Raw genomic sequence first — 23703 nt, forward strand, 5'->3', positions numbered from 1 at the left:
ACGATGCTCCATGATGAACATGTGGATGCAGGGATTGTTGTCATCGTCGGGCTCGCCGTCGCGGTGACCTTTGTTCCGATCGTTCTCATGGTCGTCGTGCGCCGACGGCAGAAGCGGGGCGAATGGTCAGGGGGCTTCACCCCGGGCTTCCGCAAGTGGACGCTCGGAGACGAGGACGAATGGCGGAACGTGCCGCCGTCCGGTTACGACATCGGCAACGTTGACCACGAGCCACCGTCCGACGGTAAGCGTTGACCGGTATTCATGTATGCCCCCCGCGCCGCCGGGTCGCCCGAAACGATGTCCTCAGTCCTCGCTGAAGACTCCGCCGTCCATCCGCCAGCGCCGCGTCGCGCGCACGGTGTCGAGCATGCGGCGGTCGTGGGTCACCAGGATCACTGTGCCGTCGAAGGACTCGACGGCCTGCTCGAGCTGCTCGATCGCGGGCAGGTCGAGATGGTTCGTCGGCTCGTCCAGGACGAGGAGGTTCACCCCGCGGGCCTGGAGCAGCGCGAGCGCGGCGCGGGTGCGCTCTCCCGGGGAGAGCGATGCTGCCGGGCGCAGCACGTGGTGCCCGCGCAGCCCGAACTTGGCCAGCAGCGTCCGCACGTCGGCGGGCGGCGTGTCCGGCACCTCCGCGCAGAAGGTGTCCAGCAGCGGACCGTCGGACAGGAAACGGCCGCGCGCCTGATCGACCTCGCCCACCTCGACCCCGGACCCGAGCGCCACCGTCCCGGTGGACGGCGCGATGCGCCCGAGCAGGAGCCCGAGGAGCGTCGACTTGCCGGCCCCGTTCGGTCCGGTCAGCAGGATCCGGTCGCCGTACTCGACGCTCACGCTCACGGGCCCGACGGTGAGCCCCGGGTAGTCGACGCGCGCGCCCGACGCCGTGACCACGACCGTTCCGCTCCGCGGGGCAGCGAGGATCGACATCCGCAGCTCCCACTCCTTGCGCGGCTCCTCGACCACCTCGAGTCGTTCGATCGCGCGCTCGGTCTGCCGCGCCTTCGAGGCCTGCTTCTCCGTGGACTCGAGGCGCGCCTTGCGGCCCGCCTTGTCGGGGTCGCCGCTGCGCATCTTCCGGCGCGCGTTGCGCACCCCGTGCTCCATCCAGTTCCGTTGCATCTGCGCGCGGTCCTGCAGGCCCGACAGCTTCCCGGCGTACTCGTCGTACTCCTCGCGGGCGTGCCGGCGCGCGACGTCTCGCTCCACCAGGTACGCCTCGTAGCCGCCGCCGTAGACGCCGATCTGCTGTTGCGCGAGGTCCAGCTCCACGACCGTGGTGACGGTGCGGGCGAGGAACTCCCGGTCGTGCGAGACGAGAACCATGGCCGTCGCGCTGGACGTCTCCGTGACGAAGCGCTCCAGCAGTTCGAGGCCCGCGAGGTCGAGGTCGTTGGTCGGCTCGTCGAGCAGCAGCACGTCGTACCGGGACGCCAGCACCGCGGCCAGCCCCGCGCGGGCGGCCTGCCCGCCGGACAGCCCTGTCATCTCGGCGTCGGCGTCCGCGAGTCCCACCTCGTCGAGGATCGAGGTCAGTCGCTGGTCCAGGTCCGCGCCGCCGAGCGCGAGCCACCGGTCCAGCGCGGGCGTGTACTGATCGTCCTCGGGATCGTCCGCGAGAGCGAGCGCCGCCGCGTCCATCGCCTCCAGCGCCGCCGCGACGCCCGTGCGCCGGGCGACGAAGTGCGCCACCGTCTCCCCGGGCCGGCGCTCGTGCTCCTGGGCCAGGTACCCCACGGACGCGTCCGCTGGGGACAGGTCGACGGTGCCGGAGACGTCCGGTGCGCCATGGGCACCGACGCCGGCGAGAAGCTTGAGCAGCGTCGACTTCCCCGCGCCGTTCGCACCGACCAGCCCGACCACCTCACCCGGTGCGATCACGAGGTCGAGGCCCGTGAACAGCGTCCGGTCGGCGTACGCGACCGACAGGTCCCGGGTCGTCAGGACGGTCACCGTCGGGCCACCGGACGTCCGAGCGCGGCCATCAGTGCTCCAAATCGACGGTGACGTTCTGCTTGGACATCTCCCGCCGGTAGCCGACGATCCCGATGATCGTCCCGACGACGAGCATGACGATCATCCCGCGCAGGGCCCAGTCCAGGACGTACTTGTAGTCCTTGAACGCGGAGGACGCGTAGTACCCCACGAGCAGCAGGAAGGGCGCCCAGATCAGCGAGCCGAGGACCGACGCGAGGGTGAAGGTGCGCTTGTTCATCCCGACCGCGCCGGCGACCAGCGGGCACAGCGTCCGGACCCACGGGATCCAGCGCGCGATGAGGACCGAGAAGAAACCGTGCTTGTCCATCAGCTCTTTGACGCGGTGCAGGTTGTGCGCGTTGAGGTAGCGTCCGTCCTTCTTGGCGAGCACGTGGTCGCCCATCCGCACGCCGATCCGGTAGCCCACGTTGTTGCCGGCGATCGCCGCGAGGAACGCCGCCACCGCGAGGCCCCACACCGACATCGAGGAGTGGCCCGTCGTAGCCATCGCGAGGCCTGCGGTGAGGAGCAGGGAGTCGCCGGGCAGGAACAGCCCGATGATGAAGGCGCACTCGCAGAAGACGAACCCGGCCACGATGAGCCAGATCATCACCGGCCCGGCGCTCTGGACGAACTCGAGCACGTTACGGGCCTACGCGGCCGCGTCGGCGCGGCGGCCCGCGAGGTACTTCCTCGCCGCGCCCAGGGCGATGGGGAGCACCGAGACCAGGACGATCACGATGAAGATGATGTCGATGTGGTTGCGGATGAATTCCACCTTGCCGAGCCAGAAGCCGAGCAGCAGGATGCCGTCACCCCAGACCACGGCGCCGATGACCGTCCACATCATGAACTTCGCGAAGTTCATCTGCGCCGCTCCCGCGGCGAGCGGAGCGAAGGTACGGACGAACGGGACGAAGCGAGCCAGCACCAGCGTGGCGGGACCGTACTTCTCGAAGAACGCGTGCGACTCGTCGAGGTACTTGGTCTTGAGGAAGCGCGCGTCGGGCTTGAAGAAGGTTGATCCACCGAAACGGCCGATGAAGTAGCCGACGACGCCTCCGAGCACAGCGACCACTGGCACGCTGATCAGGAGCCACGGGAGAGTCATCGCCTTGCCGGTGTAGGTGGCGTCACCCACTGCGACGCCAGTCGCGCCGGCTGAAGCGAGGAGGCCCGCGACGAACAGCAGCGAGTCACCCGGGAGGACCGGGAAGAGGACGCCGGACTCGATGAACACCACCAGCAGCAGGCCCACGAGAGCGATGCTGCCGAAGGCGTTGAGGACGGCGATCGGATCGGTGATGTCCTTGAGGGCGAACGCCTGCATGGTGGTCGAGGCGGCCAGAGTCAGGTCGTGGAGGTGCACGTCGACCAGAATACCGGCACGAACCCCGGTCCTACTTCAACAGTTCGTCGATGTAGCACCAACGCCAGGACTCACCGGGCTCGAAGCTGCGGATCACGGGATGGTTCGTCGTCTCGTGGTGTGCGGTCGCGTGCTTGCCCTCGGATGAGTCGCAGCACCCGACGTGCCCGCAGGTCAGGCACAGTCGGAGGGCGACGGGGTCGTCCCCGTCGGCGACGCACTCGAGGCAGGTCTCGCTGAGCGGCACCGGGTCGGCGAAGGCGTCCGCGACGCGGAGATGGTCACACTCCTCGTGCGACCACGGCGGAGTGAGCAGTTCCGCCACCGCGACGCGTTCGGTGCGCACCGCGGACACCGTGTGCATCGCCTCCTCCACGTCGAGACTGCTGAGAACCTGCTCGAGCACCTCGTGGTCGCCCTGGCCCGTATCGCGCAGCCGCAGCACCTCCTCGCGCTCCGCTCCGATCATCTGCAGCCGGATCTCGCGGACCTGGGCCGCGGGCGTGTTGTTCGCCTCCGGGCCGAGACGTTCCCAGAACGACCGTTCGCGGGTGATCGCGAGCTCCCGGATCCGCTCGATCATCGGCGCGGGGACGGTGTTCTGCGGGCTCGCGGCGATCCGGTCCAGCCGCTCGAGGCCCGCCGAGATCGCCGCCCGCATGACCACCGCCTGCTGCAGGGCGTCGGTCCGTGCGTTCGGCCCCCGGACCCCCAGCAGCTTGGCCAGCCCGGGCAACGTCGACCCCTGGATCAGCAGGCTTCCGGCGACGACGACCATGGCGGCGAACACGAGGACCTCCCGGTCCGGACAGTCGGCCGGGAGGATGAACGCGGCGGCCAGCGTCACCACGCCGCGCATGCCGGCCCAGGAGAGCACCACCATCTCGCGGGCCGAGAGACGCTCGCTCTGCTCGCCCATCCGGATCGAGAGGAGGGCCGACGGGGCGCACCACACCACCCGCGCGACGATCACCGTCGCCATCACGGCCACGCAGGTCGTGATGATCAGCGGCCACCCGACCGAGGACTTCGCGGCTCCCTCGAAGATCGTCCGCATCTGCAGGCCGATGAGGAGGAACACCGAGTTCTCCAGCAGGAACTGCAGGGTGTTCCAGTTGATCCGCGCGGACATGCGGCCGATCGCGGTCTGGTCGGTGGGCGCCTTGTAGGCGACGATCAGCCCGGCGACGACCACGGCGACCACACCCGAGCCGTGGATGTGCTCGGCGGGCAGGTAGGCGAGCCACGGGCTGATCAGAGTGATGCCGGTGGTCAGCACGGGGTCGACGACGCGCCGCAGCAGGAAACGCAGGACCAGCGCGATGACCACGCCCACGAACGTGCCGCCCACAGCGCTCAGCGCGAACGAGCCGAGGACCTGCCAGAATCCGACGGTGCCGGCGATCGCCGCGATGGCGGTGCGGAGCAGCACGATCGACGTGGCGTCGTTGAACAGCGACTCGCCCTCGAGCAGCGTGGTCACCCGTCGCGGCAGGCCGATCCTGCGCCCGACCGCCGTGGCGGCGACCGCGTCCGGGGGACCGACGATCGCGCCCAGCGCGAGACCCGCGGCGAACGGGATGTCGAGCAGCCACGCCGCCACCGCCCCCACCGTGACCGCGGTGAACAGCACGAGCCCGACCGACAGCATGCCGATCGGGCGGATGTGTTCCTTGAAGTCGACCAGCGAGGCCTTCGACGCGGCCGCGTAGAGCAACGGCGGCAGCAGCCCGAGCAGCACGACGTCGGGATGCAGCGGAACGTCGGGGATCTGCGGGATGAAGGACACGCCGATGCCCACGACCGTGAGCACGAGCGGCGACGCCAGCCCGAATCGATCGCACAGCGCACTGACCACGAGAACGGTGGCCACGAGCGCGACCAACCCGACTGCGAGCTCCATGGGCGATAGTCTTTCACCTGGAACCGCAGAACCGCTCAGGAGGACACACCATGCCCATTGCAACCCCCGAGGCCTACCGCGAGATGCTCGATCGTGCTCGTGAGGGTGGGTTCGCCTATCCGGCGATCAACTGCACCTCCAGTGAGACGATCAATGCGGCGATCAAGGGTTTCGCTGATGCCGGTAGTGACGGGATCATTCAGTTCTCCACGGGTGGTACGGAGTTCGGGTCGGGTTTGGGTGTCAAGGACATGGTCGTCGGTGCGGTGGCGTTGGCGGAGTTCGCGCATGTGGTGGCGGCGCAGTACGACATCACCGTCGCCCTGCACACCGACCACTGCCCCAAGGACAAGCTCGATGGCCTGGTGCGGCCGTTGCTGGAGATCTCCGCCGAGCGTGTCCGTAACGGGCGGAATCCGTTGTTCCAGTCGCACATGTGGGACGGGTCGGCGATCCCGCTCGACGAGAACCTCGAGATCGCCAAGGAGCTGCTCGCCAAGTGCAAGGCGGCGAACATCATTCTGGAGATCGAGATCGGTGTGGTCGGTGGTGAGGAGGACGGCGTCGAGAACGAGATCAACGACAAGCTGTTCACCTCGGACGAGGATTTCGCGAAGACCGTCGACGCGCTCGGCACCGACGGCTACCTGCTGGCCGCGACGTTCGGGAACGTCCACGGCGTGTACAAGCCGGGCAATGTGAAGCTGCGGCCCTCGGTGTTGGGGGATGGTCAGAAGGTGGCGTCGGAGAAGCTGGGCCTGCCGGCGGGCAGCAAGCCCTTCTCGTTCGTCTTCCACGGTGGCTCCGGCTCGTTGAAGTCGGAGATCGAGGAGTCCCTCTCGTACGGCGTGGTGAAGATGAACGTCGACACCGATACGCAGTACGCGTTCACTCGTCCGGTGGCGGGGCACATGTTCGCCAATTACGACGGTGTGCTCAAGGTCGATGGTGAGGTCGGGAACAAGAAGACCTACGACCCCCGCTCGTACCTGAAGAAGGCCGAGGCGTCGATGGCCGAGCGGGTCGTCGAGGCGTGCAACGACCTCCACTCCGCCGGGAAGTCCGTCAGCACCAAGTGATTCCGCTTCCTGGGGCGATCCGGCCTCAGGCCAGGGCCAGCCCCACGATCACGGCGAGGACCAGCACGATCATGGCCGCGGCCGCCGCCCACTCCGGGCCGGTGAGCCGCGGTCCCGTGCGTTTCGGGGCAGGTGCAGGTGCAGGTGCAGGTGCGGGGCCCATCGCCTGCCGCTGTCCGGCGGACCGGTGTTCCGCCGGGGCGGCGGGATGCGCGCGGCCCGGCTGCGGCGCAGCGCGGTGGGCCTGCGCTGCGGGCGCGGGAGCCGCCGGCCGCTGCTGCGGCTGACCGTGCTGATGGTGCGGTCGGGGCGCCATGTGGTGCGGGGCCGCCATCGGCGGTGTGGCGGTGCGACGGGGCGGAGTGACCCGCCCGGCGCCGCGTGCGATCCGATCGGTGCGCGGCGCGGGCGGGTTCGCGACCTCCGAGTACGCGAGCTTGGGCTCCGACGGTGCTGAGGCCGGCTTGAGGGGCTTCCCGTTCCGGAGCGTCGGCTCCTCGGACGGCGAGGTCATCGCGCTCCGACGCGGGTGCACACCTTCCAGGCGTCCCCGTCCTTCTCCAGTGACAGCGTGTGGTTGACCTTCGCGCTGGGGTTCCCGGCGTAGTGCACCTCGACCTGGACCTCCGCCTTGTCGCCGCGCACGTCCACGGCCTGCAGGCCGTCGAGCTCCGGGAGCAGGCCGTCGGCCTTGGCATTGTCGTAGACGCGCTGCCACTGGCCCTCGCCGATGCCCTCGTAGTAGGTCTTGGCGCCGCCACAGGTCTGCTCACGCAGCGCGGTCAGGTCGCCCCGGTTCACCGCCCCCACGAACGAGGTGGTCGCGTTCGCCGCCTGCTGCCGCGGGTCGGCCGACGAGCCGGAGCCCGACTCGGGCAGCAGCAGCGCGATCGCCGCGACGATCGCCACGATCGCCACCACCGCGGCCGCGACGATCCACAGCGTGCGCTTGCCCTTCGACGGGGCGTCCTGCCCGCCGGCCGGCGCGTAGTACTCGGGCGACTGCCGCGGCGCGCTCTCCTGCGTCGCCTGCGCGGTCTCGGGAGTGGCGAGGCCGGGGCCGGCTGCGGCGGGTGCCGGGAGCGGCGCGAGTGGGATCGCCTCGGTCGCGGGCGTCGCGTCCGGGAGCTCGGTCTGCTCGGTGTCGATGATCGCCTGGTCCGGTCGTGCTGCCGCCGGGATCGCCGTCGTCGCGGCCTCGTCCAGCTCGCTCGCGTCGTCCGCGTCGCCTTCTGCCGCCTCGGGCCCGGCGGCTTCGTCGATCTCGTCGGAGGCTTCCGGTGCGCTCTCGTCGGCCGCCTCGTCCTGGGCCGGCTCGTCCTGGGGCGTCTCATCCTGCGCGGTGGGATCCTGCTCGCCGTCGTCCTCGCCGTCGTCCTCGTCGGTGTCGTCGGCGACGAGTGCCCCCTCCGCGGACTCACCTGCGTTCTCCGCCGGCGCCTCGTCCTCAGCGGTGACCTCGGGCTCGTCGCCCTCGTCCTCAGCGGCGACTTCCGGCTCGTCGCCCTCGGTCGAGTCCTCGGCGTCTTCGGCACCGTCGGCCTCGTCTGCGCTCTCGGTGCTGTGCTCGTCCGTCGCCGTCGCCGTCGCCGTCGCCGCCGCCGTCGCCGTCGCGGCCTCGTCGGACTCGGATGTCCCTGCGGCCTCGTCGACCTCCTGTTGCGGGCCCTCGTCCGCGCCGACCTCGTCAGCGCTCGCCTCCTCCTCGACGGGCTCCGCAGGCGCACCGTCGGCCGGGCGGCTCTGCACGGGAAGGGCGGCGGTCTCGGCGGTGCTCGGGCGCTGCACGGCGGGCAGCACGGTGGTCTCGGTGTCGTCGGCACCGGGCGACGTGGTCACCACCGGCCCGACGGTCCGCAGCGGCGAGCCCTGTGTGCTTTCGTCCGCGGTCTCATCGCTCGCGTCGCCGTCCGCATCCGCTGCGTCGTCCGCGGGCTCGGTCGTGCCGGCAGCCTCGTCCTGGGACCCGGAGGAAGCATCCTCGTCGAGCAACGCACGCCCTGCGGCGGGCAGCACCCGCGTCTCGGCATCGGACGGCCCGGCGCCGGCCTCGTCGGAGTCCGTCGTACCGGGCGCGGCGGCACCGTCGACGGGGATGACGGTGGTCTCGGCCTCACCCGGCAACGGGGCGGGCGCGGAGTCCTCGACGAGCTTCGCGAGGGAGTCCGAATGCGACGGCGTCACGGCGTCGGCGGGCGCGCTGCCGAGCGTGCCGGCGGTCTCCGGGTGATCGTGGAGCGGGGCCGCGGGCCACGACGCGAGGCGTCCACGCAGGTCACGAAGTCGCGACAGAGGTCCCCGGTTGTCATCCCGCGCCATCGCTTCCGCCATCCCCTCGTTCGTGAACCGTCGTCCTCCGCCGCGGTGCGCCGCACACGGAACACGTGACAGCCTAGCGGGCGCGCACCCGCCGCGACCGGTACGTCGTGCGGGCACGCACGTCGTCCACCCTTAGCCGGGCGCAGCATGGAAGACTGGAGCAATGACGTCCTTCGGAGATCTCCTCGGCCCGCCCCCGGTCCTGCTCGACATCGACGAAGAGCCGGAACTGCAGCTGAACCAGGGCCGTCCGGCCCTCGAGGTCGCCGCGGACTTCCCCACGTCCTCGCTGGCCTGGGCGACCCTCGCGGAGGCCGCGCTCGACGAGGGCCAGGCCGTCACCGCCTACGCCTACGCCCGCACCGGCTATCACCGCGGACTGGACCAGCTGCGCCGCCAGGGCTGGCGCGGCTTCGGCCCGGTGCCCTACAGCCATGAGAACAACCGCGGCTTCCTGCGCGCCGTCGCCGCGCTGGCCCGTGCCGCGCAGACGATCGGTGAGGAAGACGAGTACCTGCGCTGCCTCGACCTGGTGAACGATTGTGACCCCGAAGCCGCGGGTGCTCTCGGACTCGGCGCGTAAGCGCCTGCTGCGGCGGCACAACGCGCTGCCGCAGACGCTCCAGAGCCGGACCAGGCGGCTCTGGAACGCGAAACTACCGGTCCTGCAGTGCGCGGTCGCCGCGGCGGTCGCCTGGTACATCGCGCACGACGTGGTCGGGCACGTCTCGCCCTTCTTCGCGCCGATCGCGGCGATCATCTCGCTGGGCCTGTCGCTGCAGCAGCGGCTGCGGCGATCCCTGGAACTGGTCGGTGGCGTCACCCTCGGCATCGGTGTCGGCGATCTGCTGATCAGCGCGATCGGCACCGGGCCGTGGCAATTGGGCCTGGTCGTCGCCATCGCGATGTCGGTCGCGCTCCTGGCCGACCGGGGGCCGCTGGTGCCGATGCAGGCGGCGTCGTCGGCGGTGCTCGTCGCGACGCTCATTCCGCCGGGGTCGACCGGCGGCTGGACCCGCATGGTCGACGCGCTCATCGGTGGCCTCGTCGGCGTGGTGGTCGCCGCGATCATCCCGAACAGCCCGGCGCGTCGCCCCCGCAAGGACGCCGCGAAGGTGCTGGACACGATGCGGCGGGTCGTGGCGTCGATCGCCGCGGGCCTGACCGACCGCGACATCTCGTCCCTGGAGTGGGCGCTGGAGACCGCCCGGGCGACCCAGCCGGACCTGGACCAGCTCTCGGCGGACCTGGCGGGCGGCGTGGAGATCACGAAGGTCTCGCCGATGTTCTGGAGCTCGCGGCCGCGGATGGACAAGCTGCAGGCCATCGCCGATCCGCTCGACAACGCGGTCCGCAACGTGCGGGTGATGTCGCGCCGGGCGGTCGCGTCGAATCAGAACGGCGAGCGGATCGACGCGGACCTGGTCCGCGAGATCGGCCGGTTGGCGGAGTCCTTCAAGATCCTGCGCGACGTGGTGCTGGCCGAGCCGGGTGCGCAGCCCGACCAGGCCGAGGCGGCGCGGGTCCTGCGCTCGGCGGCGCGGCGCGCGAACAAGCTGCCGATGCACGACGACATGGCCGACAGCGACTCGCTCAACGAGGTGATGATCTACGGCCAATTGCGTTCGACCATCGTCGACCTGCTGCAGGTGGCGGGCCTGTCGCGGACCTCGGCCGTCGCGCAGATGCACGACGTGCCGAAGAAGCCCCGGACGTCAGCTGATGAGTAGCCAGTCGTCGGTGTTGCGGTAGAAGGTCGCCCGGGTCACGACGCTGGGGTCGGTGCGGCCGTCGCGGGTCACCACGAGCTCGAGGCCACCGGTCTGCGCGGCGCGGCCGGTCAGCCACTTGCGCCGCAGGCCCTTCCCGATCCGCGCCCGCACCCCGTCGCCCTCGCCGGTCGGCTCGACGATCACGGCCTTCGCCTGGCCCGTGAACAGCTTCTCCGAGTCGACGAAGGTCTCCCCGGTCAGGGGGCCGCCGTCGGGCCCGGTGATCCGCGCCTTGCCGACGAGGACGAAGCCGCGGTCGTCGCGGACGAGCGGCACGGCGCGCGGCGTGCCGGTGAGGGGGTCGCCGGGCGGGTAGATCGCCGAGGCGTGCGAGTTCTCGGTGGGCGTGTACGCCACTTCCACATCGAGCCGTTCCGATGCCATCAGCCGGGCGATCACCGCCGCGAGCAGGTCATCGGGACCTGCGACGACGATCCGCCGGGGGAACGTCAGCTTCTGCTTCAGTTCCGTCTTGGCGGAGTCGAGGTCGACGGTGATCGTTTCGAGGTCGCGGAGGCTGCCCGGGATACGGACATCGGGGGCGCGCACCACGACGGTGCTCTGGGTCACGGAGCTCACCGCACCTACTGTAAGGTTGCGGCACGGCTCGACGTTACCCAGGTGATTCCTTTGTGAAGGTGTATCGAGCCGGAAGGAGATCGTCCATGCCTGCGATCGTGCTGATCGGCGCCCAGTGGGGCGATGAAGGTAAGGGAAAGGCCACCGATCTGCTGGGGGAGAAGCTCCAGTGGGTGGTCCGCTACCAGGGCGGCAACAACGCCGGCCACACGGTGGTCCTGCCGAACGGCGACAAATTCGCGCTGCATCTCATCCCGTCGGGCATCCTGACCCCGGGTGTGAAGAACGTGATCGGCAACGGCGTCGTGGTGGACCCGTCGGTCCTGCTCGCCGAGTTGGACGGTCTCGAGGCGCGCGACGTCGATACGTCGAACCTGCTGCTCTCGGCCGATGCGCACCTGCTCATGCCGTACCACGTCGCGATCGACAAGGTCACCGAGCGCTTCCTCGGCAACAAGAAGATCGGCACCACCGGCCGCGGTATCGGCCCCTGCTACCAGGACAAGATCGCTCGCGTCGGCGTTCGCGCGCAGGATGTGCTGGACGAGTCGATCCTCACGCAGAAGGTCGAGGCCGCACTGGAGTTCAAGAACCAGGTGCTGACCAAGATCTACAACCGGCGAGCTCTGGACCCGCGCCAGGTGGTCGACGAGACCCTCGAACTCGCGGAGAGCTTCAAGCACCGCATCGCCGACACGCGCCTCGAGCTCAACCTCGCGCTGGAGCGGGGCGAGACGGTCCTCCTGGAGGGCTCGCAGGGCACGCTCCTCGACGTCGACCACGGCACCTACCCGTACGTGACCTCGTCGAACCCGACATCGGGCGGCGCATCGGTGGGCTCGGGGATCGGCCCGACCCGCATCACGACGGTGCTGGGCATCCTCAAGGCGTACACGACCCGCGTCGGCTCGGGCCCGTTCCCGACGGAGCTGTTCGACGAGTGGGGCGAGTACCTCGCCAAGCACGGCGGGGAGGTCGGCGTGACCACCGGGCGCGCGCGTCGCTGCGGTTGGTTCGACGCCGTGATCGCCCGCTACGCGACCCGCGTCAACGGCATCACCGACTACTTCCTGACCAAGCTCGACGTGCTCAGCTCCATCGAGAACGTGCCGATCTGCGTGGCCTACGAGATCGACGGTGTGCGGTACGACGAGATGCCGCCCAACCAGACCGATTTCCACCACGCCACGCCGATCTACGAGACGATGCCGGGCTGGTGGGAGGACATCTCCGAGTGCCGCACGTTCGAGGATCTGCCGCAGAACGCGCAGAACTACGTGCTCCGGCTCGAGGAGCTCTCCGGTGCCCGCATCTCGTGCATCGGTGTCGGCCCGGGCCGTGACGAGACGATCGTCCGGCACGCCATCGTCTAGTTCGCGCCCCGCGCACAAGCTCAGCGCAGCGAGCGGTCCCGGGCCCGAACGGCCTCGACCTCGTCCATGGACGGTGCGTACGCGCCGGCCCGGCTCACGGTGAGCGCCGAGCTGATCACTGCGCGGTGCAATGCGGGCTGGACGTCGCTCCACTGGGCGGCCCGGAGCCGTCGGGCGGCGTACCGCGAGCCGAGGTACCCGGCATCCAGGAGACCGGAGACCAGTCCGGCCATGAAGGAGTCGCCGGCCCCGACGGTGTCTCCGACCTCGACGGTCAGCTGGTCCACGTGCAGCATGTCGCGGTTCCCGGCGAGGAGGGCGTACGCGCCCCACGGTCCGCGGGTGACCACGACCATGGCGGGTCCCGCCGCGATCCAACGACGCATGACGTCCTCGACCGGCTCGTCGGGGTGCAGCCAGGCGATGTCCTCGTCGCTGGCCTTGACCACGTCGGACATCGCGATCATCTCCGTCACCCGCGGCAGGACCTCCGTCGGCGTGCTCATCAGCGCGGGCCGGATGTTGGGATCGTAGGAGACGGTCGCGTGATCGTGGATCCGGGACACCACCTCGTGCACGCGGTCGGCGCCGGGAGCGAGGGTGGCGGCGAAGCTGCCGGTGTGCAGGTGGCCGTAGCGCTCCAGATCGTCGCCGACGGGGCCGACGTCCCAGGTCAGGTCGAATTCGTAGGTGGCGCGCCCCTCCGCGTCGAGGTGCGCGTAGGCGAGCGGCGTGTTGGCGGCGCTGTCGCTGCCGGCCACGACGTCGACGCCGGCTCGTGCGGCGGTCTCCGCGATGCGGTGGCCGCGCACGTCGCGGCCCCACCACGACAGGATCGATGTGGGATCGCCGAGCGAGGCCAGACCGCACGCCACGTTGAACAGGCTCCCGCCGACGTGCTCGGTGGCGGCAGCGGTGGAATCCGGTCCGCTCCCGGCACCGTCGCGCAGCACGACGTCGATGAGGGCCTCGCCCAGGCACAGGGTGCGGTCGGTCATGTCAATGTCCCTTCGGGGCCAGCGGGTCGGTGGAGCCCACGGTCTCGGACTCGAGGCCCAGCCGTTCGGCCATCTCCTCGAGCGGAATGCCCTTGGTCTCGGGCATAACCTTTATCACCCAGAGCAACTGCAGCACCATGAACCCGAAGAAGATGGAGAAGGCGACGCCGCCGCCGAAGGCCCCGATGATCGGCGGGAAGGCGAAGCTCGTGATGGCCGCCCACACCCAGTGCGTGAGGCTCCCGAGCGACTGCCCGCGCGCGCGGATGCGGTTGGGGAAGATCTCCGACAGGAACACCCAGATCACGGCGCCCTGACCGAAGGCGTGCGAGGCGATGAACACCATCAATCCCAGTAGGACCAGGATCGACGACGTGCTGTCGAACGAGCGGTCGCCGCTCTCATAGTAGAACATCACGGCGGCCATGAAGCCGAGCGAGACCAGATAGCCCACCGAGCCGATGAGCATCAGGCGGCGTCGGCCGAGCCGGTCGATCACGGTCAGCGCGGCCATCGTCGCGATCAGGTTCATCACGCCCACCGCGACGGACATCAGATAGGCGGCATTGGTGCTCGCGCCGGCGTCCTGCATCACGCGCGGCGCGTAGTAGAGGATCGCGTTGATGCCGGACATCTGGTTGAAGAAGGCGATCGCCACGGCCAGCAGGATCACCTTGCGGTGACCGCGCGTGTAGAACCGCTCCCTCGTCCGCCCCTGTTCAGCGGCGAGCGACTCCTGGATCTCGGCCATCTGCGCGTCGGCCTCCTCCGTCGTGGAGCAGAGCCGTTCGGAGGTGGCGCGCGCCGCCGCGAGGTCGCCGTGTCCGGCGAGCCATCGCGGGGTCTCCGGCACCGTCGGGAGCAGGACCAGGAACACCACGGCGGGCACGAGCATCACGCCGAGCATCCAGCGCCACGCGTTCGCGTCGTCACCCATGATGGTGCGGATGACGGCGTTCGACGCGTAGGCGACCAGGATGCCCAGCACGATGTTGAACTGCACCAGTCCGACGAGCCTGCCGCGGAACTTCGGTGGCGCGATCTCGGCCGTGTAGATCGGGGCGCACACGCTCGATGCGCCGATGCCGAGGCCGCCGAGGAACCGGAACGCCTGGAGTACCTCCACCGATGACGTGGGCGCGAGCGAGCACCCGATCGCGCTCACGACGTACAGCACGCCGATCGCGTACAGCACCTTCTTGCGTCCGAAGACGTCCGCGAGCCTGCCGGAGACGAGGGCGCCGACGATGGTGCCGATGAGGGCGGTGGTCACCGTGAAGCCGAGTGCTGGATCGGACAGGTGGAACTGGTCCTGGATCTGCTTCTCGGCGCCGGAGATCACCGCCGTGTCGAAGCCGAAGATGAGCCCGCCGGTCGCAGCGACGACGGCGCTCCGGATCACGAGTGCTTTCATGCGTCGGAACACGGGCACGGTTGTCTGAGGCCCGCGCGATAACGAATGAAACGCTCACCACCACAGAACGATCGGAAACAAACACGAATCGACTGGTCGGCGGCCGCACCGAAGGGCGTGCGGGTTTGCCATGATGGACACCATGACGAACCTCAGCGAGACCGGTGGCAACCCGCGGATCGGCACGGCGCTCACCCCCGGCGCCACCAAGGCGTTGCTGCTGGGGTCGGGCGAGTTGGGCAAGGAGGTGGTGATCGCGTTCCAGCGCCTCGGCGTCGAGACGATCGCCGTCGACCGCTACGCCGACGCGCCCGCGATGCAGGTCGCGCACCGCAGCCATGTCATCGACATGACCGACGCCGCGGCGGTCCGCCGGATCATCGAGGAGGAGAAGCCGGACTTCGTCGTTCCCGAGATCGAGGCGCTCGCCACCGACGCGCTGGTCGCGGTCGACGAGGCGGGTCTCGCCGAGGTCATCCCCACTGCGCGAGCGGTCTCGCTGACGATGAACCGGGAGGGGATCCGCAGGCTCGCCGCCGAGGAGCTGGGCCTGCCGTGTTCGCCCTACGCCTTCGCGTCCTCGCTCGAGGAGGTGCGCGCCGCCACTCGGGAGGTCGGCTTCCCGTGCGTGATCAAGCCGGTGATGTCCAGCTCCGGCAAGGGGCAGTCCGTGGTCCGGTCGGCGGAGGAGCTGGAGGCCGCGTGGGAGTACGCGGTCGAAGGGGCGCGGGTGCGCAACGAGCGGGTCATCGTCGAGGGCTTCGTCGACTTCGACTACGAGATCACGCTGCTCACGGTGCGCGTCTACGACGCGGAGCGCGGCAGGGTGGTCACCCGGTTCTGCGAGCCGATCGGGCATCGGCAGTCCGACGGTGACTACGTCGAGTCGTGGCAGCCGCAGGCGATGAGCCAGTCCGCCTACGACGCGGCGACCTCGGTCGCGGGCCGGATCGCCACGGCGCTCGGCGACGGCGGCACCGGTGGCCGGGGCGTGTTCGGCGTGGAGTTGTTCGTCAAGGGCGACGACGTGTACTTCTCGGAGGTCTCGCCGCGCCCGCACGACACCGGTCTCGTGACGCTCGGCTCGCAGCGGCTCTCGGAGTTCGAGCTGCACGCCCGCGCGATCCTCGGCCTGCCGGTGGATACCTCGTTGATGTCGCCCGCCGCGTCCGCGGTCATCTACGGCACGAAGGACAGCAGCTCCGTCGCCTTCGACAGCGTCGCCCGCGCCCTCGACGTGCCCGAGAGCGATCTGCGCCTGTTCGGCAAGCCGCGCGGCTACGCGAAACGCCGGCTCGGCGTCGCGGTGGCGACCGCGGACACCGTCGAGGTCGCCCGGGCGAACGCCGCGGAGGCCGCGGGGCGCGTGGTCGTCGTGGACAGCGCCGATCCGCTGGAGCAGGGCACGCCGGAGACCGCAGCGGTGCCGATCCAGCGGCCGCAGCAGCCGGAGGACCTGTCCACCCGCGCGATGCCGATGCAGCGGCCGGCCCCGCAGTCGCGGGTAGCGCCGCCGCAGCAGGGCCCCGGGCAGCCGCCCTCGCCGGGCAAGCCCGTGCCGCCGAAACAGGGCGCATCGGGCGGCCGCCCGGAGCCGACGGGACAGCGTCCCGCCGCGCCGCGTCCGATTCAGCCGGCGTCCCGCCAGCCCGCGAATCAGCCGCCCGCGCAGCAGAACCCGCCGGAGCAGGAGGACTACGACCACAACCCGCCCACGTCCCTGGGGCTTGCTCCGCAGCGCCCCGATCAAGGCTGAGTGATCGGGATCGACCGGATGGTCAGGCGCGATCGAGCCAGTACGCCTGCGACTTGATCCGGTCCTTCGGCACGCCGAGGTCCCGCTTCGCGGCGCGGGTGATCTCGCGCGTCGCCCTCGTCTCGGCGACGACGAACAGAAAGGCGTCGGAAGGGATTCCGGCCGCGAGGACCGCCGATACCAGTGCGGCGCCGCGGTTCTCCCGCGCGATCCAGGTGACCTCGTCGGCGTGCACCGGTAGGTCGCGTTCACCGTCGTGCTGATACTCGAGGAAGACACGGCACGGCACCTCCGCGGTGCCCAGGATGCTGTTGATCGCGGGGATCGACGCGGGGTCGCCCACCAGGACGTACTCCGACGGTGCCGGGTCCTCGGGGACTGTCAGGTCGGCGCCCATCATGGTGGCCGCGATGCGGTCGCCGGGTGCCGCGTCGAGGGCCCAGCGCGGCGCGGGGCCGTCGTGGATGGCGAACTCGATGGTGAAGGCGGTGCCGCGGGGATCGACGATCGTGTAGCCGCGTTGGACCAGTGAGCCCTCGTCCTCGTCGGGAGTCGCGTTGCCGCTCTTGGGGATCCATAGTCGCACCCACATGGTGGGGAACCAGGGGTTGCGGGGCAGGAATTCGCCGCCGTCGAAGTGCACGCGGTGGTAGTGCTCGCTGACGGTCTCCGTTCCGAGGACCGTGAACACGTAGTCGTCCGCCCGCATGGCCCTGAGGATCAGGCCGGTCACTCCTCTACCCATGAAATGAGGCTATCCTAAGTAGTCGGCGCCGCCCACGTAGGTCGTCTCGCCCGACGGCGCCGTCGACTCGACGGCGTCGGCGATCGCCGACGCGAACTCGGCGATCGTGGGCAGTGGTCCGTGCGCCCGTCGGGCCTGTACCGCGGCGGGATCGCGGCGCTCGAGGAGGCGAACCACGATGGTGCCGTCGATCATGTCGCCGGAGACGACGCGGAGGTTCAGGCCGCTCGCCGCCGCCAACGCACGCAGCGCCTGCTCACCGGCGAGCTTGCTCGCCGCGATCGGCTGGTATCCCTCCGGTACGGCGTGGGTCCGGGAGAAGTGCGCCTGGTGGCTGGTCACGAAGACCACCCGGCCGCCGGGGGACAGCCGCTCCGCGGCCGCCCGCGCGGCCGCGACCTGAGCGTCCCGGTTCAGGCGCATCGCGTACCCGTCGTCGGCCCCCAGTTCGAGCCCTCCGGAGGCGTTGAGCACCACCGCGTCGAGTCGGCCGAACTCGGCGATCGCGGCGTCGAACAGTGTGGCCGGCCCGTCGTCGGTGGTCACATCCGCTCCGACGGCGATCGCGCGCCCGCCGGCGGCGCGGACCCGCTCGCACACCTGCTCGGCCCGGCGCACCTTCTCGCGGTAGTTCACGACCACGTCGTGGCCGCGGGCGCCGAGCGCCACCGCCGTCTCCGCACCCGATCCGCGGGATGCGCCCGTCACGACCACAACAGCCATCGTCGACCTCCGTGCTTCTGATTTCGAACTGCGGCCAGCATGACGCTTCTGATTCAGAAGCGCAAGTAGGCTCGGGTCGTGCCAGTGCGCGATGTGGTGCCCCAGCGGCGTGAGGAATCTGAGCCCGAGGTGCTCGCGGCGATGGATCTGCTCGGTCAGCGGTGGGTGCTGCGGATCGTCTGGGAGCTGGAGCCCGGATCGCTCGGCTTCCTCGAATTGCGCAGGCGCATGGGCAATTGCAGCTCGAGCGTGCTCGCGAGCCGGCTCGCGAACCTGGTCGAGAAAGGGATCGCCCGCAAGCTCCCGGACAAGCAGTACGAACTCACATCGCGCGGCGAGGCGCTCGGCCGGGCGCTCTGGCCGGTCTGGGACTGGGCACGGGGGTAGTACTCCGTCGCTGCCCGCCCCCGTGGTGGATAGTGCCCACTGGGTGGGCACTACCGAACGCAGTTCGAGCCAGTGCGGAGTCCGTCCGAGTATGCCGTTAGTGGAGAGAACATCGCCTACGATGTAGCGCATGCAGAACTGGACGATCCGGACGTCTCGTGTCGCCGCAGCAGCGGCCACCGCAGCCCTGGTTGTGCCCGCGCTCGTGCCGCTCGGCGCGGCCGGCGCTGATCCGTCTCAGCCGGAGTGCCGGATGTTCGAGACCAGGCCCGGCTACGAGTGCAGATCCGGGAAGTGGGAGCGCGATTTCACGCCGCCCCATCCGGGGAAGTCCTGTTCGATCGGCGAGACCGCGCCGCCGCTCCAGCGACTCACCTGTTCCGGTGGGGTCTGGACGGTCAAGCCCGCGGACCCCAACGGCGAGCGGTGCACCGCGGTCGGCGCTCAGCGCGTGGCCCCGGGCGGACTTCAGACCTGCACGCACGGGCCCTACGGATTCACCTGGGAATGATCGCGTCGGCCCGTCGAGGCCGGCGAGGAGGAGGAGAACGATGAAGCGAGCCATAGCGGGGATTGGCGTGTGCGCCGGGCTGCTGTCCGTCGGCGCGGTGCTCACGGCGGCACCCGCCGGGGCCGACTGCACAGATGCGTCGATGCGCGCCGGCTGCGCGTCGGCGGAGAAGGTCGCGAGCACGGAGACCGTGACCGTCACCCGGACCAGGACGACCACCAGCACGACCACCACGACCACGACCCGGACCAAGACCGTCACTGCGACGGTGACCCGAACCAGGACGGCGGCCTCCGGCGTTGTGGGGGACTACCGCGGCACTCCGGACGGCCCGGCCGTCGTGGAACGTCCGAATTAGAATCATCGTGAGCGAAAAGTGCCGCCGCCCCGAGAAATCGGGACGGCGGCACCGTCGTACGAGGGGGCGGGACTAGTCCTGCGCGACCTTGCTCGGCTCCGAGGCGGCGAGCATGTCGTCGCGCTCGACGACCTTCACGCGCTCGCGGCCCTCGGCCTCCCCGAGGCTGCGCTCGTGCTCGTCGAGGCGGTACCAGCCGTCCCAGGTGGTGTACGGGGTGGAGTGGTCGTCCAGCCAGTTCGTGACGCCCTCGGCCGACGGGTCCGACGGTGCGTTCAACTTGCCGGCGTGGAAGTCCTCGAGCAGGCAGGCGATGGTCTCGTTGGCGTCGCCCTTGGTGTGGCCGATGAGGCCGACGGGGCCGCGCTTGATCCACCCGGTGGTGTAGACGCCGGTGATGTGCTGACCTGCGTCGATGACGCGGCCGGCCTCATTGGGGATGACACCCGCCTGGTCGTCGAAGGGGATCTCCGGCAGGTCGTTCGAGAGGTAGCCGACGGCCCGGTAGACGGCGCCGATCTCCCAGTCGGTGAACTTCCCGGTGCCGCGCACGTTGCCGGTGCCGTCCAGCTCGGTGCGCTCGGTGCGCAGGCCCGTGACCTTGCCGTTCTCGCCCAGGATCTCCACCGGCGACTCGAACAGGTGGATGAACAGCTTGTGCGGGCGGTTGTTCGGCTCGCGGATCGCGTAGTTCTCCAGGATCGTGGCCACCTGGTCGGTGATCTTCGACTCGCGACGGGCCTTGGCCGAGCCCTCGTCGTACTCGATGTCCTCGGGGTTCACGACGACCTCGATGGTCTGCGAGTGATCGAGCTCCTTGAGCTCGAGCGGCGTGAACTTGACCTGGGCGGGGCCGCGACGTCCGAAGACGTGCACCTCCTTGGCCTTGTTGAGCTTGAGGCCCTCGTAGACGTTCGGCGGGATCTCGGTCGGGAGCAGCTCGTCGGCGGTCTTGGCCAGCACGCGGGCCACATCGAGGCCCACGTTGCCGACGCCGAGGACGGCCACCTTCTCCTCGGTCAGCGGCCACTCGCGGGAGAAGTCCGGGTGCCCGTCGTACCAGGCCACGAACTCGGCGGCGCCGTAGCTGCCGTCCAGGTCGATGCCGGGGATCTCCAGGTTGCGGTCGGCGACGGCGCCGGTGGAGAAGATCACCGCGTCGTAGTAGCGACGCACGTCCTCGAGCGTGAAGTCCTTGCCGAAGTCGAGGTTGCCGAGCAGCCGGACCTGCGGCTTGTCGAGCACCTTGTGCAGGGCGGTGATGATGCCCTTGATGCGGGGGTGATCGGGGGCGACGCCGTATCGGATCAGGCCGAACGGTGCGGGCATCTTCTCGAAGAGATCGATGCTGACCCCCGGGTCCTTCGCCTCGTCGGACTTCATGAGGGCGTCCGCCGCATAGATGCCTGCGGGGCCCGCGCCCACGATCGCTACGCGCAACGGTCGGTTCTGTTCGGTCATGTGAAGTCGGCTACCTTTGTCTGCATACGCGGTTGAAGTCCCCACCAGGTTAGTGCGGACTTATCGACCGTTCCTAGTGCGGGTGGTTCATTTCACCCGGCCAGGCACTGGAACACGTTCTAGTAGCAGAGGGTAGAGAACTCAGTGAGCGCAGACAAGAGCCCCGCCGATCCGGCGCCGAGCCGCGGCACCACGGCCACCCCGTTCCTGATCGCTCTGGTGGTCGCGGTCCTGGTGATCGGCGGCATCATCGGCTGGAACGCCCTCCGGCCGGACCCGCTCAGCGACGCCGCGAAGGTGCAGCGCACCATCGGCCAGTACTACGGCGCGTTGAACAAGGGCCGCTACTCGGACCTCGTCGCCAACACCTGTGCCAAGGACCGCGCCGCCGCCGACTTCCCGCAGGAGGCCGGGTTCGTCGAGGCGCGGAAGGCCGCCGTCGACAAGGACGGCGAGGCGAAGCTCGACGAGAACGACGTCAAGGACCTCACCGTCACCGGTGACGCCGCGACGGCGCAGCTCACCGTCCGGTACGAGAAGACCGGCGAGCGCACCGAACAGGCGAAGTTCGTCCGCGAGGACGGCACGTGGAAGAAGTGCTCATGACCTACGCCGGAGACCTGACGCCGCGCGAGGCCTGGGAGCTGCTGCAGCAGGACCCCGGCGCGATCCTCGTCGACTGCCGCACCGAGGCGGAGTGGAACTACGTCGGCATCCCCGAGCTCTCACAGGTCGGGCGCCATCCGGTGCTCGTCGAGTGGCAGCGCTATCCCGACGGTGCGCTCAACCCCCGGTTCGTCGACGAGCTGCGGGCCAAGGGCGTCGTCGACGAGGCGCCGGTCGTCTTCCTGTGCCGCTCCGGGCAGCGTTCGATCGGCGCCGCCGAGACCGCGACCGCCGCGGGCGTGCGCCGCGCGTACAACGTGCTCGAGGGCTTCGAGGGACCGATCGACGCATTCGGACATCGAGGCGTCGCGGGATGGCGCGCCGAAGGGCTTCCCTGGCGGCAGTTCTAGACTTTCGGGCATGGAGTTCAGCGACCTGCCCGAGGGCCTTTCGTCGGAGACCTACGCCGTCCGAGGCGGCGTCCTGCGCACGAACTACGAGGAGACGTCCGAGGCGCTGTTCCTGAACTCGGGCTACACCTACCAGAGTGCGGAGGCCGCCGAGGCCGCGTTCAACGGCGACATCGACCGGTTCGTCTACTCGCGCTACGGCAACCCGACGGTGGCCATGTTCCAGGAGCGTCTGCGCCTGCTGGAGGGCGCCGAGGCGTGCTTCGCGACGGCATCCGGGATGTCCGCGGTGTTCACCGCGCTCGGAGCGCTGTTGGCCGCCGGAGACAGGCTCGTCGCCGCCCGCTCGCTGTTCGGCTCCTGCTACGTGGTGTGCAACGAGATCCTGCCGCGGTGGGGCGTCGAGACCGTTTTCGTCGACGGTGAGGACCTCGCCCAGTGGGAGGAGGCGCTCAGCGTTCCCACGCAGGCCGTCTTCTTCGAGACCCCGGCGAACCCGATGCAGGGCCTCGTCGATGTGCGTGCCGTCGCCGGCCTCGCGCACGCCGCGGGTGCGCAGGTCGTGCTCGACGCCGGCTTCACGCCCGTCGGCTACCAGGACTCCTTCGGCATGGGCGCGGACGTGGTCGTGCACTCGTCGACCAAGACCATGGACGGCCAGGGGCGCGTCATGGGTGGCGCGATCCTCGGTCGAGAGGACTACATCGACGGTCCGGTGAAGCAGCTGATGCGGCACACCGGTCCCGCGATGGCCCCGTTCAACGCGTGGGTGCTGCTCAAGGCGCTGGAGACGCTGGACCTGCGGGCCGAGCGGGTGAGCGCGAACGCGCAGAAGGTCGCCGAGTTCCTGGACGCCGATCCGCGGGTGTCGAAGGTGCTCTTCCCCTTCCTGCCCTCGCATCCCCAGCACGAACTGGCGAAGCGGCAGATGAAGGCCGGCGGCACGGTGATCACGCTGGAGCTGGCGGACTCGGCCTCTGCGGCAGGCAAGGCGCGAGCGTTCGAGTTCCTCAACCGGCTGCAGGTCATCGACATCTCCAACAACTTCGGCGACGCCAAGTCGCTGATCACCCATCCCGCGACCACGACGCACCGCGCGACGGGGCCCGAGGGCCGCGCGAAGATCGGCCTCACCGATTCGATGCTGCGCCTGTCCGTGGGCCTGGAGAACGCCGATGACCTCATCGCCGATCTGGATCGCGCCCTCGGCTGAGTCCGATAGCGCGAGTGCGGTCGGTTTCCTGCGCTATCGGTGGGTTTTCTACCGCACTCAGTGGGTCTGCTCGTCGACGGCGTTGCGCCACGACCGGACGGCCCGCCCGGAGACCGGCGCACCCCAACCGTGAGGCCGCGCGGCGGAGCCGATGTGGAAGGCGTCGATGCCGGCGGCCCGCAGCCGCGACAGGTGATCGAGGCGCAGTCCCCCGCCCGCCAGGATCCGCTGGGGCCCTCCGGTTTCGGTGATGAGGGTGTCTATGCCGTCCTCTACACCGCCGGCGGCGCCAGCGGTGAGGATCGTGTCGAGTCCGGGAAGATCCGCGATGGCCGCGCGGAGTGCGGCGCGATCGGTGCAGTGATCGATCGCCCGGTGGAAGGTCCACGGCGCCCCGCCGATCGCCTCCACGATCCGTCGGGTCGCCTCGAGATCCACGCGTCCGTCGGGGGAGAGGAACCCGAGCACGAACTCCCGCGCCCCTGCGTCTTTCAGGTCGACGGTGCGCCGCGCCAGCTCGTCCAGGTTCCGGGCTGCGAAGCCATCGGTGAGCCGGATCATCACGCGGACAGGGATGTCCACGGCTGCGAGGACTGCTGCGACGGTGCCGGGGGAGGGGCTCAGCCCGTCCGCCGCCATGTCGGCGACGAGCTCCACCCGATCCGCCCCACCCTCCTGCGCAGCGACCGCGTCGCGCGCGTCGAGTGCAATGACCTCCAGCAGTGCCATGCATCCACTCTCCCAAAC

General features: G+C 69.9%; 25 protein-coding genes. 12 read left to right on the top strand and 13 right to left on the bottom strand.

Going from position 1 to position 23703, the window contains the following annotated elements; all coding sequences use genetic code 11:
* Nucleotides 1-21 precede the first annotated feature (21 nt).
* Entirely contained in the window at nt 22-255 is a 234-nt protein-coding gene (locus HF999_RS01665) for a hypothetical protein (RefSeq protein ID WP_168544208.1), read from the top strand.
* Nucleotides 256-306: 51 nt separating this feature from the next.
* On the opposite strand, the gene HF999_RS01670 is transcribed toward HF999_RS01665, so the two are convergent.
* Genes HF999_RS01670 through HF999_RS01685 form a run of 4 tightly spaced genes read right to left on the bottom strand, consistent with a single transcriptional unit; the run spans nt 307 to nt 5252 of the window.
* Nucleotides 307-1956, bottom strand: coding sequence for an ABC-F family ATP-binding cassette domain-containing protein (locus HF999_RS01670; protein WP_168544209.1), 1650 nt, complete (start codon nt 1954-1956; stop codon nt 307-309).
* Between the two features lie 31 nt (nt 1957-1987).
* On the bottom strand, nt 1988-2623 hold the full coding sequence (locus HF999_RS01675) for a DedA family protein (protein ID WP_168544210.1): 636 nt from the start codon (nt 2621-2623) through the stop codon (nt 1988-1990).
* A gap of 9 nt (nt 2624-2632) precedes the next feature.
* Nucleotides 2633-3334, bottom strand: coding sequence for a DedA family protein (locus HF999_RS01680; RefSeq protein ID WP_168544414.1), 702 nt, complete (start codon nt 3332-3334; stop codon nt 2633-2635).
* A gap of 46 nt (nt 3335-3380) precedes the next feature.
* On the bottom strand, nt 3381-5252 hold the full coding sequence (locus HF999_RS01685) for a Na+/H+ antiporter (RefSeq protein WP_168544211.1): 1872 nt from the start codon (nt 5250-5252) through the stop codon (nt 3381-3383).
* A gap of 50 nt (nt 5253-5302) precedes the next feature.
* On the opposite strand from HF999_RS01685, the gene fbaA reads away from it, so the two are divergent.
* The gene (gene fbaA, locus HF999_RS01690) at nt 5303-6331 is read left to right on the top strand and encodes a class II fructose-bisphosphate aldolase (protein WP_168544212.1); all 1029 of its coding nucleotides are present in this window, start codon (nt 5303-5305) and stop codon (nt 6329-6331) included.
* A gap of 25 nt (nt 6332-6356) precedes the next feature.
* Here fbaA and HF999_RS01695 read toward each other — a convergent pair whose 3' ends face one another.
* Nucleotides 6357-6845: a hypothetical protein gene (locus HF999_RS01695; protein ID WP_168544213.1), complete on the bottom strand. Its 489-nt coding sequence runs from the start codon at nt 6843-6845 to the stop codon at nt 6357-6359.
* Nucleotides 6842-8662, bottom strand: coding sequence for an Rv0361 family membrane protein (locus HF999_RS01700; RefSeq protein ID WP_168544214.1), 1821 nt, complete (start codon nt 8660-8662; stop codon nt 6842-6844). The genes HF999_RS01695 and HF999_RS01700 overlap by 4 nt, the downstream gene beginning before the upstream one ends.
* 151 nt (nt 8663-8813) lie before the next feature.
* Here HF999_RS01700 and HF999_RS01705 point away from each other — a divergent pair, with 151 nt between their 5' ends.
* The gene (locus HF999_RS01705) at nt 8814-9233 is read left to right on the top strand and encodes a DUF3151 domain-containing protein (RefSeq protein WP_168544215.1); all 420 of its coding nucleotides are present in this window, start codon (nt 8814-8816) and stop codon (nt 9231-9233) included.
* Nucleotides 9193-10380, top strand: a complete 1188-nt coding sequence (locus tag HF999_RS01710) for an FUSC family protein (protein WP_168544216.1) — start codon at nt 9193-9195, stop codon at nt 10378-10380. Before HF999_RS01705 ends, HF999_RS01710 begins: the two co-directional genes overlap by 41 nt.
* On the opposite strand, the gene HF999_RS01715 is transcribed toward HF999_RS01710, so the two are convergent.
* Nucleotides 10366-11001 (bottom strand): hypothetical protein, encoded by a 636-nt coding sequence (locus HF999_RS01715; protein ID WP_168544217.1) that lies wholly within the window; start codon nt 10999-11001, stop codon nt 10366-10368. The genes HF999_RS01710 and HF999_RS01715 overlap by 15 nt on opposite strands.
* A gap of 86 nt (nt 11002-11087) precedes the next feature.
* Between HF999_RS01715 and HF999_RS01720 the strand changes: the two genes are divergently transcribed.
* Nucleotides 11088-12374, top strand: coding sequence for an adenylosuccinate synthase (locus HF999_RS01720; RefSeq protein WP_168544218.1), 1287 nt, complete (start codon nt 11088-11090; stop codon nt 12372-12374).
* A 20-nt stretch (nt 12375-12394) separates the two neighbouring features.
* Here HF999_RS01720 and HF999_RS01725 read toward each other — a convergent pair whose 3' ends face one another.
* Together HF999_RS01725 and HF999_RS01730 are read right to left on the bottom strand one after the other, a co-directional pair.
* Nucleotides 12395-13372 carry a carbohydrate kinase family protein gene (locus HF999_RS01725; protein ID WP_168544219.1) on the bottom strand — a complete coding sequence of 326 codons (978 nt, stop codon included), beginning with the start codon at nt 13370-13372 and terminating at the stop codon, nt 12395-12397.
* A 1-nt stretch (nt 13373) separates the two neighbouring features.
* Nucleotides 13374-14786: a sugar porter family MFS transporter gene (locus HF999_RS01730; protein WP_168544220.1), complete on the bottom strand. Its 1413-nt coding sequence runs from the start codon at nt 14784-14786 to the stop codon at nt 13374-13376.
* Between the two features lie 142 nt (nt 14787-14928).
* Between HF999_RS01730 and purT the strand changes: the two genes are divergently transcribed.
* Nucleotides 14929-16542: a formate-dependent phosphoribosylglycinamide formyltransferase gene (gene purT / locus HF999_RS01735; RefSeq protein WP_246207086.1), complete on the top strand. Its 1614-nt coding sequence runs from the start codon at nt 14929-14931 to the stop codon at nt 16540-16542.
* A gap of 22 nt (nt 16543-16564) precedes the next feature.
* On the opposite strand, the gene HF999_RS01740 is transcribed toward purT, so the two are convergent.
* Both HF999_RS01740 and HF999_RS01745 read right to left on the bottom strand, forming a co-directional pair.
* Nucleotides 16565-17287: a siderophore-interacting protein gene (locus tag HF999_RS01740; RefSeq protein ID WP_168544222.1), complete on the bottom strand. Its 723-nt coding sequence runs from the start codon at nt 17285-17287 to the stop codon at nt 16565-16567.
* A gap of 9 nt (nt 17288-17296) precedes the next feature.
* Nucleotides 17297-18010 (bottom strand): SDR family oxidoreductase, encoded by a 714-nt coding sequence (locus HF999_RS01745; RefSeq protein WP_168544223.1) that lies wholly within the window; start codon nt 18008-18010, stop codon nt 17297-17299.
* Between the two features lie 78 nt (nt 18011-18088).
* On the opposite strand from HF999_RS01745, the gene HF999_RS01750 reads away from it, so the two are divergent.
* The 3 genes from HF999_RS01750 (at nt 18089) to HF999_RS01760 (ending at nt 19266) form a co-directional block, all read left to right on the top strand.
* Nucleotides 18089-18397, top strand: coding sequence for a winged helix-turn-helix transcriptional regulator (locus HF999_RS01750; protein WP_312853981.1), 309 nt, complete (start codon nt 18089-18091; stop codon nt 18395-18397).
* A 130-nt stretch (nt 18398-18527) separates the two neighbouring features.
* Nucleotides 18528-18908 (top strand): hypothetical protein, encoded by a 381-nt coding sequence (locus HF999_RS01755; protein ID WP_168544224.1) that lies wholly within the window; start codon nt 18528-18530, stop codon nt 18906-18908.
* A gap of 40 nt (nt 18909-18948) precedes the next feature.
* The gene (locus tag HF999_RS01760) at nt 18949-19266 is read left to right on the top strand and encodes a hypothetical protein (protein ID WP_168544225.1); all 318 of its coding nucleotides are present in this window, start codon (nt 18949-18951) and stop codon (nt 19264-19266) included.
* Between the two features lie 72 nt (nt 19267-19338).
* On the opposite strand, the gene HF999_RS01765 is transcribed toward HF999_RS01760, so the two are convergent.
* Nucleotides 19339-20727, bottom strand: a complete 1389-nt coding sequence (locus tag HF999_RS01765; RefSeq protein WP_168544226.1) for an FAD-dependent oxidoreductase — start codon at nt 20725-20727, stop codon at nt 19339-19341.
* A gap of 144 nt (nt 20728-20871) precedes the next feature.
* Between HF999_RS01765 and HF999_RS22915 the strand changes: the two genes are divergently transcribed.
* Genes HF999_RS22915 through HF999_RS01780 form a run of 3 tightly spaced genes read left to right on the top strand, consistent with a single transcriptional unit; the run spans nt 20872 to nt 22956 of the window.
* A complete protein-coding gene (locus HF999_RS22915; protein ID WP_168544227.1) occupies nt 20872-21333 on the top strand; it encodes an Rv0361 family membrane protein in 462 nt (153 codons plus the stop codon).
* A complete protein-coding gene (locus HF999_RS01775) occupies nt 21330-21743 on the top strand; it encodes a rhodanese-like domain-containing protein (protein WP_168544228.1) in 414 nt (137 codons plus the stop codon). The genes HF999_RS22915 and HF999_RS01775 overlap by 4 nt, the downstream gene beginning before the upstream one ends.
* Before the next feature lie 10 nt (nt 21744-21753).
* A complete protein-coding gene (locus HF999_RS01780) occupies nt 21754-22956 on the top strand; it encodes an O-succinylhomoserine sulfhydrylase (RefSeq protein WP_168544229.1) in 1203 nt (400 codons plus the stop codon).
* Between the two features lie 57 nt (nt 22957-23013).
* On the opposite strand, the gene HF999_RS01785 is transcribed toward HF999_RS01780, so the two are convergent.
* Entirely contained in the window at nt 23014-23685 is a 672-nt protein-coding gene (locus tag HF999_RS01785; protein WP_168544230.1) for a copper homeostasis protein CutC, read from the bottom strand.
* Nucleotides 23686-23703 lie beyond the last annotated feature (18 nt).

The sequence above is a fragment of the Tsukamurella spumae genome (genome assembly GCF_012396015.1).
In the GTDB taxonomy this organism is placed as follows: domain Bacteria; phylum Actinomycetota; class Actinomycetes; order Mycobacteriales; family Mycobacteriaceae; genus Tsukamurella; species Tsukamurella spumae.